We start from the raw sequence: 12,702 nt of genomic DNA, 5'->3' as shown, positions 1-12,702 counted from the left end.
TCGCCGGCGCGACGCATGCGTTGACGTCGGGCGAACACCGTGACACGGGAAGGGGCATCCCTGATGAGGGGTGCCCCTTCTTCGTCTGCGGGTCTTGCGGCGGTTGGCATGTTACGGACATCATTTGGCGGTGCGGGTGTCTACCCGCATAGATCCGGCTCCACCTGAACGCCCCTCAACCGCCGCCCCACCGCCCACGACGCGGACGCGGCATGCCTCCAGGAGGATCCTCCGTGCAGCTCACCGCCACCCGGCGCGCCGCCATCGCCCTTGCCCTCTGTGCCGTGTCCACCCTCGCCGTCCAAGGCATGGCCCTGCCCGCCGCCCATGCCTCAACCCCCGCACCGGGCAAGGCCGGCACCGTCGCAGGCATCGAGACCGCCGCCGCGCGCGCCCTGGCCGCCTCACTCGCCGACCCGGCCTGGCGCGCCCAGGTGCGTACCGCGGCGCTCGGCTCGGACCAGGTGGACCTCGGCGTACTCGCCGCCCGTACCGCCGCGCCCGCCGGACTCAACTCCGCGGTCGCCGGCGCCGACCGCCGTATCGCCACCGCCAAGGGCCTCGACCCGGCCGCCGGTTCGCTGCTGCGGCTGCGGCTGGGCACCGACTCGATGCGGAAGACGCTCACCCGGGACGCCGCGCCGCTGGTGGCGGTCGCCGCCGACGACGACTCCTCGGCGACCGTCACCGCGTACGACAGTTCCGGCCGCACCCACACCCTCAGTGCGCGCACCGCGCCGCGGCAGGCGGTCTACGTGGTGGACATCGACGTGACGAAGGCCGTGTCCGCCGGTCTCGCGCAGGTCGACAAGGCGTTCACCAAAGCCGGTCTGGCCGCACCCGCCACCGTCACGCCGAACACCGACGGCTTCTGGACCACCCGCGTCGACTCGGTGTACCTCAATGACGACGAGGAGCCGTGGATCCTCGGCGACGCCGAGATCTTCTCGATCGTCAGCGGCTTCGGGCTCGACGGCAAGGTGCGCGTGGACACCGTCGACATGCCGTACCTGGACAACGACCACACCACCTATTACCCGAACCAGATCCTCGTCAACTGGTCCTCGTACAAGTACAACCTGGCCGACGTCGTGATGATGGAGGACGACGGCGACACCAACTACGCCACCTTGGCCAAGGCGCTCGCCGACGCCCTGCTCACCATCACCGACCAGGGCGCCTACATCCCGCTGGTGGACGCGATCCTCGCCGCCATCCCGTCCTCCTGGTACACCAACGACGCCGACTACGTGGACTCCTGGTACACCCTCGCGGAGTCCTCGACCGGACGCCTCAACGGTGCGCGCGGGAACGGCTGGATGTCGGTGTCCCCGTACTACGTCCAGGGGCTGTGACCGGCTGAGCGCCGCCCGGTCGTTCCGGCGGACCGCACAGCCGTAAGCAGCAGTAAGGGGCACCCCTCAAGGAGGGGTGCCCCTTACCCGTTCACCCGTTCACCCGTGCGCTCGTCAGCGCGGCGGAAGCGGTGGGCGGGCGCGGTTGGGGCGGGTGGAGAGGTCCGGGGGGACCGCCGCGGGGTGTTCGGCGAGCAGGTCGAGAGCGGTGCGGACGGCGACGTCCAGCTGGCCGTGACGGCCCTCGGCCCAGTCCAGCGGGCTGCGAAGGCTTTCGATGTCGGGGGCGACGCCGTGGTTCTCGACCGACCAGCCGTAGGCGTCGAACCAGGCCGCGTTCATCGGCACGGTGATGACCGTATTGTCGCCCAACCGGTGACGGCCGGTCATCCCGACGACGCCGCCCCACGTACGCAGGCCGACCACCGGCCCGAGACCGAGGAGTTTGAACGCGGCGGTGATCATGTCGCCGTCGGAGCTGGTGGCTTCGTCGGCGATGGCGACCACCGGGCCGCGGGGAGCGCTGCTGGCATAGGAGACGGGCTGGGCGTTGCGGGTGAGGTCCCAGCCGAGCACCTTGCGGGTGAGTTTCTCGATGACCAGTTCACTGATGTTGCCGCCCGCGTTGCCGCGGACGTCGACGATCAGTGCGTCGAAGGCGACCTCCTTGCGCAGGTCGCGGTTGAACTGGGCCCAGCCGGAGCCGCCGAGGTCAGGGATGTGGAGGTAGCCGCAGCGGCCGCCGCTGAGGTTGCGGACGACGGTGCGGCGGCGGGCGACCCAGTGCTGGTAGCGCAGCGGGCGTTCGTCGACCAGTGGCACCACCGCGACCCGGCGGGGTGCGCCGCGGCCACCCGGAGGAGTGAACGTCAGCTCGACGGTGGTGCCCCCGGCGCCGGCCAGCAGCGGGTACGGGCCCGCGTGCGGGTTGACCGGACGCCCGTCGACATGGGTGAGGACCGCGCCCTCGCGGATGCCGGTGCCGGCCAGCGGGGACCGGGCCTTGGAGTCCGAGGACTCACCCGGCAGGATCCGGGCGACCGTCCACGAGCCGTCCTTGTTGTGCTGGAAGTCGGCGCCGAGCAGGCCGATGGGGCGCTGGTAGTGGGGCGGGCCTTCGTTGCGGCGGGCGGGCTGGACGTAGGCGTGGGAGGTGCCGAGTTCACCGAGGACCTCGCGCAGCAGGTCGGCGAACTCATCGGGGGTGGAGACGTGTTCGACCAGCGGCCGGTACTGGTCGAGGATCGCCGGCCAGTCCACGCCGCACATGTCGGGCGCCCAGAAGTAGTCGCGGGTCAGCCGGCCGGCCTCGGCGTACGCCTGGCGCCACTCCGCGGTGGGTTCGACCTCGTGCAGGATGCGGCGCATGTCGACATAGACGGTGGAGTCGTCGTCGCCGCGTTCGGTGGCCGGCAGCACGGCGAGTTCACCCTCGTCGTAGACGGCCAGGCGAAAGCCGTCACCGCTGACCGCATACCAGTCCATGTGATGAACGAGTTCGGTCCGCTTGGCTTTGCCCAGGCTGAAGAACTCCAGGGTCGGGCGGGAGGAGGGGTCGGTCGGGTTGACGAAGGTCTCGCCGAGGGCGCCGGAGATCGGCCAGCGCAGCCAGACCAGACCGCCCTGGACGGGTTCGAGCGAGCTGTATTTCGACGCGGGAACGGGAAAGGGCGTGACCCTGCTCGGCAGACCCTCGGCCTCGACCACCACTGGGCCGTCGCCGATGCCCTCGACAGGGTCGAGGCCGCCGCCGACCGGGCTGCCCTCGACACGGAGCGCGAACGGGGAGGGCGTCGCCGAGTTGAGCGGCACGAGGTAAGGGCGGCAGCCGAGAGGGAACGACAGGTCGCCGGTATGAACGTCGTACACCGGGTCGAAGCCGCGCCAGGAGAGGAAGGCGAGGTAGCGGCCGTCCCGGGTGAAGACAGGCTGCTCATCTTCAAAACGGCCATTGGTGACGTCGATGATCGTACGGTCGGCCAGTCGGGCGATCTTGATGGAACGCAGCGAACGGCCGACGCCCGGGTGCGACCACGTGATCCACGCGGAGTCGGGAGAGAAGGCGAGGTCGCGGACGGGGCCGTTGGTGGAGCGGATGAGCTCGACGACGCTGCCGGGGGCGCCTTCGGCCGACGATCGGATGGTGCGATCGGCGGTGTCGATGTCACCCGTCTCATCGACGCCACTTTCCGGCATACCGTACGACGATCCCTCTTGCGATGATTCGCCTTCGCCGGTGGTGACCAGGAGCAGCCGCCCGTCGTGGGAAGCCACCGCCAGGGTGTCGCCGTCGGGTGAGGAGACCAGTTCCAGGACGCGGCCGAGTTTGCCGGAGGCGAGGCGGACGCAGGAGTCGTCAGCGACGTAGAGGCCGTCACCCGCGAAGGTGACATCCGCCGCCGGTGATCCGGCGGCCGGCGCCGGGCGACGGCTGCCGGGAAGATCGAGCGGCGGCCGGTGCGGCGGGGCGTCGCCCGGCTCCACCGGTTCGCCGTCGTCGCTGCGGCGCACCTCGGGCCGGCCGTCGGATCCCCACCGGGTCGACCCTGTCCTCGCGCCCGCCCCCACCGGGACGCCGGACGGAGCGGTGGCACCGGACGCCTGGCCGTCGGCCGACCCCGAGCGGGGCGGTACGTCGTCGGTCTCCTCCAGCTCGCGGGTGAGAGCGCGCGAGGCGCGGCCCGGCAGGTGGGCGAGTTCGATGCCGTCCTCGCCCTCCGCGTCCGTGATGTACGCGACCAGGCCGGTGTCGCCCAGCATCTCGGGCAGCCGTACCCGGGCGCCGGGCACGTCGGAGAGGGTACGGGCCGGGCCGTCGCGGTGGGTGAGCCAGTAGAGGCTGCCGCGTACGCAGACCGCGCTGGCCCGTCCTGTGCGGTCCATGGCGAGGCCGTCGAGATTCGCCGCGGCCGGCACTTGGTACGCGCGGCGGCCGCTGCGCGGGCCGCCGAGCCGCAGTTCCAGCCGGCGCGGCCGGACGTCGGGCGCAGCCAGGTCCTCGACCACCCACAGCGCTCCCGCGCACTGGTAGACCACGCGCTCCCCGTCGGTGGCGGCGCTGCGGGCGTAGAAGTCGGCGTGGTCGGTGTGGCGGCGCAGGTCGGTGCCGTCGTGGCGGCAGGAGTAGAGGTTGCCGATGCCCTCGTGGTCGGAGAGGAAGGCGATCCGGCCGGCCACGAACATCGGGGAGGAGAGGTGGCCGGGCAGGTCGGGGACGAGCCGTTCGCCGTGCAGCCACAGGCGGCCGGTGGCGCCGCCGCGGTAGCGCTTCCAGGCGTGCGGCTCGTGCGGCGGGGTGCCGGTGAGCAGCAGGGTGCGGCGTTCGCCGTCGTCGCAGTCGTGCACGGCGATGTCGGAGACCGGACCCCAGGGCAGGGGCCCGCCGGGGCCGCACTCGGTCTCGATCGGGACGCTGTGCGCCCAGCTGTGGTACGCGAACGGCTGACCGTGCGACGACACGGCCAGCACCTGGCCGTCCGGGGTCCATGAGCACACGCGGGTGTCGGAGCTGCCCCAGTAGGTGAGGCGGCGAGGGGTGCCGCCGTCCACCGGCACGAGGTACACCTCGGGGTCGAGGCTGCGCCAGGTGGTGAAGGCGATGGTCGTGCCGTCGGGGGAGAAGCGCGGTATGCCGACCCTCGTACGGTCGGCCGTCACCCGCCAGGCGCGCCCCGGCGACCCGCCGGGCGGCCCCAGCGGAGCCACCCAGATGTCGTCCTCGGCGGCGAAGCAGAGCAGATCGCCGTACAGGTGCGGGAACCGGAGGTATGCGGCATCGCTCACCCCTCCCATGGTTCGGGGCGGTCGGCGTGGCAGCAACTTTTCACCGGCTGTTGCGCCCCCGCGGCGCACCATTGTGCTGTCTGTGCGCCCCGCCAGGTGGAAGGCTCGGCGTGTGCCTGGACAGGGGAAGAGGAAGCGGCGGCGGCGCGAGGCATCGGCGCCCCCGGCAGGACCGGGGCAGTGGCGGGTGGTCTTCGAGACACCGGACGACGTGGAGTGGCGGACTCGGTGGGCGTCACTGACCGGACCGGGCGGCGACCTGGCAGGTGTCGATCCGCGGTGGCTGCGGATCGACACCTTCTGCGGCCGTCTGGTGCGGGAGACGACGCGCCGGTTGAGTGTGTGGGAGCCGGAACGGCGGCCCCGCTAGCCGCCTTTCCCTTCAGCCCTGCGTCGCCAGGCACTGCTCCGCCGCCGCCAGGCGGGTCAGCGTCCGCTCGCGGCCGAGCGCCACCAGGGACTCGAAGAGCGGCAGGCCGACGGTGCGGCCCATGGTGGCGACCCGGATCGGGGCCTGTGCCTTGCCCAGTTTCAGGTTGTGGGCCGCCGCCACCGACTCCAGTGCCTCCTTCAGCTGCTCCGGAGTCCACTCGGACACGGCGGAGAAGGCCGCTGCCGCGTCCCGGAGCAGTGGCAGCGCCCCCTCCTTCATCGCCTTCGCCCAGGACGCCTCGTCATGGGCCGGCTCAGGCAGGAAGAGGAAGTCGACGTACGCGGTGATCTCCGAGAGGACCGCGATCCGGGTCTGGGCCAGCGGGGCGACCGACTCGAAGACCGCCTGGTCGTAGGAGGAGGCGGGCCAGGGGACATCGGGGCCGGTCAGCCAAGGGGTGCAGGCGGCGATGAAAGCCGACGGGGAGAGGGCACGGATGTACTCGCCGTTGAAGGCGGTCAGCTTCTTGATGTCGAAGAAGGCCGACGAGCCGTTGACGTCCTCGATACGGAAGAGCTGTTCGAGTTCCTCGTAAGGCAGGATCTCGCGGTCGCCGCCCGGTCCCCAGCCCAGCAGCATCAGGTAGTTGACCATGGCCTCCGGGAGATACCCCTCGGCGAGATAGTCCTCCAGGGCGACCTTGTCGCGCCGCTTGGAGAGCTTCTGCCGCTTCTCGTTGACGATGACCGGCAGGTGAGCCCACACCGGGGGCACCGCGCCGAGCGCCTGCCAGAGCAGCTGCTGCTTGGGGGTGTTGGACAGGTGCTCCTCGCCGCGGATGACCTCGGTGATGCCCTCGTCCAGGTCGTCCACGACATTGGCGAGCAGGAAGACCGGGGAGCCGTCGCCGCGGGCGATCACGAAGTCTTCGATCGCGCTGTTGGGGAAGGAAGGCTCGCCGCGGATCAGGTCGACGACGACCGTCTCGCCCTCATCGGGGGTACGGAACCGCAGGGCCCGCCCGGGCTCGTACGGCAGGCCGCGGTCGCGGCAGAAGCCGTCGTAACCCAGGTGCTGGGAGCCGGTGCGCTCGGCCAGCGCCTCACGGGTGCAGTCGCAGTAGTACGCGCGCCCCGCTGCGAAGAGGGAAAGCGATGCCTCGCGGTGGCGGCCGGCCTCCGCGGACTGGAAGTAGGGGCCCTCGAAATGCGGGTCCGCCGCGGAGATGCCGATGGCGGCAAGCGCACTGATGATGCCGTCGATCCACTCCGGCTTGTTGCGGGCCGCGTCGGTGTCCTCGATGCGCAGCACGAAGGTGCCGCCGGACTGTCGGGCGACCGCCCAGTTGTAGAGGGCGGAACGGGCTCCGCCGACATGGAACATGCCGGTGGGGGACGGGGCGAATCGGACGCGGGGCGCGGTTGCGGACATGGCGAACAGCGTAGGGCCTGCGCTGCGGATCTTGCTCGAAGTTATCCACAGGGCGGAGTTGTCCACAGGTCTGCTGCCGACCACTGACCTGGCGGGGGCACGTTCGCGTAACGTGCTACTGACGGGTAGGCGGGGACCGGGAGGAGCGGGCCGATGGACGCGGACGTGGTGGTGGTGGGGGCGGGACTGGCCGGGCTGGTCGCGACCGCGGAGCTGGCCGAGGCAGGCCGGAAGGTGATCCTGGTCGAGCAGGAGCCGGAGGTGTCGCTGGGCGGGCAGGCGTTCTGGTCGTTCGGCGGGCTCTTCCTGGTGGACTCGCCCGAGCAGCGGCGGATGCGGATCAAGGACAGTACGGAGCTGGCGCTCCAGGACTGGCTGGGCACTGCGGGCTTCGACCGGCCCGAGGACCACTGGCCGCGCCGCTGGGCGGAGGCATACGTGCACTTCGCCGCGGGCGAGAAGCGGGCCTGGCTGCGTGAGCGGGACGTGAAGTTCTTCCCGGTGGTCGGCTGGGCGGAGCGCGGCGGCTTCCACGCGACCGGCCCGGGCAACTCCGTGCCCCGCTTCCACATCACCTGGGGCACCGGGCCCGGCGTGGTGGCTCCTTTCGTACGGCGGGTGCGGGAGGCGGTCGCCCAAGGCCGGGTGGAGCTGCGCTTCCGGCATCGGGTGACCGGCCTGACGAAGACCGCCGGCGCGGTCGACGGTGTGACCGGCGAGGTTCTGGTGCCCAGCGACATCGAGCGCGGGCAGGCCAGTTCCCGCGAGACGGAAGGGGAGTTCACGCTCGCGGCGCAGGCTGTGATCGTCACAAGCGGAGGCATCGGCGGCAATCACGAACTGGTCCGCGCCGCCTGGCCGGAGCGGCTTGGCACCGCGCCGAAGAAACTGCTGTCCGGGGTTCCGGCGCATGTGGACGGCCTGATGATGGGGATCGCCGAGTCGGCCGGCGCTTCCGGGATCAACGGCGACCGGATGTGGCACTACACCGAGGGCATCGAGAACTGGAACCCGATCTGGGCCCGGCACGGGATACGGATCCTGCCCGGGCCGTCCTCGCTCTGGCTGGACGCGACGGGCAAACGGCTGCCGGTGCCGTACTTCCCCGGTTTCGACACGCTCGGCACGCTCGAACACATCATGCGGACGGGATACGAGTACACGTGGTTCGTCCTCACCCAGAAGATCATCGAGAAGGAGTTCGCGCTGTCGGGCTCGGAGCAGAATCCGGATCTGACCGGAAGGAGTGTGCGTGAGGTACTGAAGCGGGCACTGCCGGGTGCGCCCGGGCCGGTCGAGGCGTTCAAACAGCACGGTGTCGACTTCGTCGTCGAGCGGGAACTGGGCGCGCTGGTCAAGGGGATGAACGCGATAACGGGGGAAGGGCTGCTGGACGAGGGGGAGCTGCGGCGCGAGATCGAGGCGCGTGACCGCGAGATAGCCAACACCTACACCAAGGACCTGCAGGTCACCGCGATCCGTGGAGCGCGCAACTACCTCGGCGACAAGCTGATCCGGACCGCGTCCCCGCATCGTTTGCTCGACCCGAAGGCGGGCCCGCTGATCGCGGTCCGGCTCAACATCCTCACCCGCAAGTCGCTCGGCGGCCTGGAGACCGACCTGGACGCGCGGGTGCTGGTGCCGGGGGAGGGGGAGGTGCGCGGCGAGCCGCTGCCGGGGCTCTACGCGGCCGGCGAGGCGGCGGGTTTCGGCGGCGGCGGGATGCACGGCTACCGATCGCTGGAAGGTACGTTCCTGGGCGGCTGCCTCTTCTCCGGCCGCGCGGCGGGAAGGGCGGCCGCGCGGGCTACTGCGTAGGGCGGACCGTGGGGTGGGGGAGCGCGGTTTTGCCGGCGGGCCGGCGCCCCATGCCGGGAGTGGCTGCGCGGTGGGTGCGGGCCGGCCGCGCCCAGGCGGACCCGCGCCTGCGGGCCGCGGTGCGGGGCACGGGGCACGGGGCACGGGGAACGGGGAACGGGGCACGGGGCACGGGGCACGGGGAACGGTGGAGGGAGTCGGAGAGCAGGACGGAGTGCCTGTCGTGCGACGTTCGCGGCACGTTCCCTTCGGAGGGCGGGCGGGCCGGCCTCGGGGTGGGCGCAGAGGCTCGGCCGCGGGTGCTCGCGCGTGGCGTAGGCGTCGCCGCGCCTCGGCGGGTCCTGGTTGCCGGGCGTCTTGTGAGGAGTACGTCAGCGCCGCGTCCAGGTAGCAGCTCCCGGTCGCCGGGCCCGCTGCGAGGAGTACGTCAGCGTCAACCTCGCCTCCGGACGGGTGAAGTGACGGTGCGTCATGCCGTCCCCTGACGGTTCCCGTGTGCCAGGCATTGACACAGGGAGACCGTCTGCTCACTATGGGAGCGCTCCCACATTACGAGCGTGTTACTCGACCCATGAACCACTGCACCACCTCCCTTGACGTCGCGGGGCGGGCGATGAGTCGCGCCCCCGGGGTCCATCCCCCCTATGGAGGTCGTTCGCACATGGCAGTTTCGAGAGTCCGACGCAGGACCGCCGTACTGGCCGCAGGTGCCCTCGTGGTCGCCTCCGGTGGCGTGGTGGCCGCGATGAGCACCACGTCCGCTTCGGCGGCGACCGCCGGATGTTCGGTGCAGTACACCGTGCAGACCCAGTGGAACGCGGGCTTCACCGCATCGGTGACGGTCACCAACACCGGCAACGCGCTGACCAGTTGGAATGTCGGCTGGTCGTTCGCCGGCAACCAGAGTGTCACCCAGGGCTGGAACGCCCAGATCAGCCAGTCAGGTGCGGCCGTCACCGCGGCCAGCCTGTCGTACAACGGGGCGCTGGCCACCGGTGGTTCGGCCGACTTCGGCTTCAACGCCTCCTACAGCGGGACCAACACCGCGCCGACGTCCTTCACCCTGAACGGCGTCACCTGCGGTGGAGGCGGCACCGGCACCACGCCGCCCACCACACCCCCCACGCCGCCTCCGACCACACCCCCCACCACGCCCCCCACGACCCCGCCCACCACGCCCCCCACCTCGCCCCCGCCGGGGCAGCGCGTCGACAACCCGTACGCGGGTGCCAAGGGCTACGTCAACCCGGAGTGGTCCGCGAAGGCAGCGGCCGACGGCGGGCAGGCCATCGCCAACCAGTCCACCGCCGTCTGGCTGGACCGGATCGCCGCCATCCAGGGCGTGAACGGCGCGATGGGACTCAAGGCCCACCTCGACGACGCGCTGCAACAGGCGGCGGGGCAGCCGCTCACCGTCGAGTTCGTCATCTACGACCTGCCCGGCCGGGACTGCGCCGCCCTCGCCTCCAACGGGGAACTCGGCCCGACGGAGCTGGGCCGTTACGAGACCGAGTACATCGACCCGATCGCCTCGATCATGGCGGACCCGAAGTACGCGAGCCTGCGGATCGTCAACATCATCGAGCCGGACTCGCTGCCCAACATCACCACCAACGCGGGCGGCACCGCGGGTTCGACCGACGCCTGCGCGGTGATGAAGGCGAACGGCAACTACGAGAAGGGCGTCGGCTACGCGCTCGCCAAACTGGGCGCGCTGCCGAACACGTACAACTACATCGACGCCGCCCACCACGCCTGGCTCGGCTGGGACTCCAACTTCGTCCCCGCCGCCCAGGAGTTCCTGAAAGCGGCGACCAGCAGCGGCGCCACCGTCGCCGACGTACAGGGCTTCATCACCAACACGGCGAACTACAGCGCCCTGTCGGAGCCCAACTTCAAGGTCACCGACACCGTCAACGGCACCACCGTGCGGCAGTCCAAGTGGGTCGACTGGAACAACTACGTCGACGAGCTGACCTTCGCCCAGGCGCTGCGTGGCGAACTGGTCTCGGTGGGCTTCAACGCCGGCATCGGCATGCTCATCGACACCTCCCGCAACGGCTGGGGCGGCGCCGCGCGTCCCACCGGCCCGGGTGCCACGACGGACGTCGACACGTACGTCAACGGCGGCCGGATCGACAGGCGGATCCACGCCGGCAACTGGTGCAACCAGTCAGGCGCCGGCATCGGGGAGCGCCCGACCGCGGCCCCGCAGCCGGGTATCGACGCCTACGCCTGGATCAAGCCGCCGGGTGAGTCCGACGGTTCGAGCACCGCGATCCCGAACGACCAGGGCAAGAGCTTCGACCGGATGTGCGACCCGACCTACACCGGCAACGCGCGCAACGGCAACAGCCCGACCGGCGCGCTGCCCGACTCGCCCCTCGCGGGCGACTGGTTCCCGGCCCAGTTCCACCAGTTGGTCCAGAACGCGTACCCGCCGCTGCCGTAACACCCGGCGCCACCCCGTAACACCCGGCGCCACCCCGTAACACCCCGCGCTGCCTCGTGCGTCCCCGCACCACCCCGCACCTCCCGCCCCACCTCGTACGTCCCCGCGCCTCCCCGCACCAGGCAGCGGATCCCCCCACCGGGCCCGTTCCGGGCCCGTTCCGGGGCCGTATCCGGGTCGTTTCGGCCCGGTACACGGCCCCGGCGCGGGCCTGCCGCGCGTTCCCCCTGGTACGCGCGGTGCCGGACCGGTCGGGCACCATGGGTGCGACGGGTCCGTACGGCAGGAGGCAGCACTGATGGACGACCACGGGGACGTAGTAACCGTCCACGGGACGGCGGAGGACGGCTGGCAGCCGGTCCGTGCCGCCTTCGCGTCCAACTTCACCCGCCGCGGCGACCGGGGAGCGGCATTCACGCTCTACCGCCACGGGCGGAAGGTGGTGGACCTGTGGGCGGGCGCCGCGGACTTCGACGGTGACGCCCCCTGGACCGGGGAGACCGTGCAGACGGTCCGCTCGGCCGGCAAAGGCGTGGCCGCCGCCTGCCTGCTGCTGCTGCACCAGCGCGGTCAGCTCGATCTGGACGCGCCGGTGGGTGCGTACTGGTCGGAGTTCAAGGCGCGCGGCAAGGAGCGGGTGACCGTACGGCAGTTGCTCGCGCACCGGGCGGGCGTACCGGCGCTGGACACCCCGCTCACCCCCGAGCAGGCGCTCGACGGCATCTCCGGGCCACGGGCGGTCGCCGCGCAGGCGCCGTTCTTCCCGCCGGGCGCCGCGCACGGTTACCACGCGCAGACGTACAGCTGGCTGATCGGTGAGCTGGTGCTCCGCGCGTCGGGCCGTTCGGTGGGCCGCTTCGTCGCCGAGGAGATCGCCCGCCCGCTCGGCCTCGGCCTGTGGATCGGCCTCCCCGCCGGGCAGGCCCACCGGGTCGGCCGGATCGGCGCCGCGCCCGCACCGGAACCGGAGCGGTCCGGTGCCCTCAGGGCCCGCCCCAAGCAGTCCGTGAAGGACGCCTACGCCGACCCCGCCTCGCTCACCAGCCGCGCCTTCGCCGCGATCACCCCGCCCCCGGACGAGAACGCCCCCGCGTACCGGGCCGGCGAACTGCCCGCCTCCAACACCGTCGCCGACGCCCGCTCGCTGGCCCGCTTCTACGCCGCGCTCATCGGTGAAGTGGACGGCGGCCCACGGCTGTTCGCGCCCGCGACGCTCACCGCGGCCCGCACCGTGGAGTCCGACGGGCCCGACCAGGTGCTGGTGATCAACACCCGCTTCGGACTCGGCTACATGCTGCACGGCCCGGCCTCCCCGCTGACGGGCCCCGGCGCCTTCGGCCACCCGGGCCGCGGCGGCTGCCTCGCCTTCGCCGACCCGGCGGCCGGCATCGGCTTCGGGTACGTCACCAACGGCCTGCAGCAGAACGTCACCGCCGATCCGCGCGCGCAAGCCCTGGTCAGAGCGGTCCGGGAGTGCCTAGGCTGACCCG

General features: G+C 71.6%; 7 protein-coding genes. 5 read left to right on the top strand and 2 right to left on the bottom strand.

Annotation, left to right across the window (positions count from 1 at the left end; genetic code table 11):
• The first annotated feature begins 233 nt into the window (after positions 1 to 233).
• Complete coding sequence (locus tag OG552_RS13980) at positions 234 to 1,355, top strand: DUF3103 family protein (protein WP_329132755.1); 1,122 nt, start codon at positions 234 to 236, stop codon at positions 1,353 to 1,355.
• Between the two features lie 114 nt (positions 1,356 to 1,469).
• On the opposite strand, the gene OG552_RS13975 is transcribed toward OG552_RS13980, so the two are convergent.
• A complete protein-coding gene (locus OG552_RS13975) occupies positions 1,470 to 5,147 on the bottom strand; it encodes a S41 family peptidase (protein ID WP_329132753.1) in 3,678 nt (1,225 codons plus the stop codon).
• 103 nt (positions 5,148 to 5,250) lie between these two features.
• Here OG552_RS13975 and OG552_RS13970 point away from each other — a divergent pair, with 103 nt between their 5' ends.
• Positions 5,251 to 5,508 (top strand): hypothetical protein, encoded by a 258-nt coding sequence (locus OG552_RS13970; RefSeq protein ID WP_329132751.1) that lies wholly within the window; start codon positions 5,251 to 5,253, stop codon positions 5,506 to 5,508.
• 12 nt (positions 5,509 to 5,520) lie between these two features.
• Here the strand turns inward: OG552_RS13970 and gltX are convergent, their stop codons facing one another.
• On the bottom strand, positions 5,521 to 6,894 hold the full coding sequence (gltX, locus tag OG552_RS13965) for a glutamate--tRNA ligase (protein ID WP_329140803.1): 1,374 nt from the start codon (positions 6,892 to 6,894) through the stop codon (positions 5,521 to 5,523).
• Between the two features lie 201 nt (positions 6,895 to 7,095).
• Here gltX and OG552_RS13960 point away from each other — a divergent pair, with 201 nt between their 5' ends.
• From OG552_RS13960 to OG552_RS13950, 3 genes are all read left to right on the top strand, one after another.
• Positions 7,096 to 8,760 (top strand): FAD-binding dehydrogenase, encoded by a 1,665-nt coding sequence (locus OG552_RS13960; RefSeq protein ID WP_329132749.1) that lies wholly within the window; start codon positions 7,096 to 7,098, stop codon positions 8,758 to 8,760.
• Between the two features lie 661 nt (positions 8,761 to 9,421).
• Positions 9,422 to 11,212: a glycoside hydrolase family 6 protein gene (locus OG552_RS13955; RefSeq protein WP_329132747.1), complete on the top strand. Its 1,791-nt coding sequence runs from the start codon at positions 9,422 to 9,424 to the stop codon at positions 11,210 to 11,212.
• A gap of 298 nt (positions 11,213 to 11,510) precedes the next feature.
• Positions 11,511 to 12,698: a serine hydrolase domain-containing protein gene (locus OG552_RS13950; protein WP_329132745.1), complete on the top strand. Its 1,188-nt coding sequence runs from the start codon at positions 11,511 to 11,513 to the stop codon at positions 12,696 to 12,698.
• The last annotated feature ends 4 nt before the right edge of the window (positions 12,699 to 12,702 follow it).

It is taken from the genome of Streptomyces sp. NBC_01476, assembly GCF_036227265.1.
Taxonomy (GTDB): Bacteria; Actinomycetota; Actinomycetes; order Streptomycetales; family Streptomycetaceae; genus Actinacidiphila.
The sequence above is the reverse complement of the archived record's forward strand: the minus strand, read 5'-3'. Positions and strand labels throughout refer to the sequence as shown.

Bases quoted from the DNA above. Each gene is read 5' to 3' on its own strand.
- OG552_RS13975 (WP_329132753.1), bottom strand. From the start codon at position 5,147: ATGGGAGGGGTGAGCGATGCCGCATACCTCCGGTTCCCGCACCTGTAC.
- gltX (WP_329140803.1), bottom strand. From the start codon at position 6,894: ATGTTCCATGTCGGCGGAGCCCGTTCCGCCCTCTACAACTGGGCGGTC.
- OG552_RS13960 (WP_329132749.1), top strand. From the start codon at position 7,096: ATGGACGCGGACGTGGTGGTGGTGGGGGCGGGACTGGCCGGGCTGGTC.
- OG552_RS13955 (WP_329132747.1), top strand. From the start codon at position 9,422: ATGGCAGTTTCGAGAGTCCGACGCAGGACCGCCGTACTGGCCGCAGGT.
- OG552_RS13950 (WP_329132745.1), top strand. From the start codon at position 11,511: ATGGACGACCACGGGGACGTAGTAACCGTCCACGGGACGGCGGAGGAC.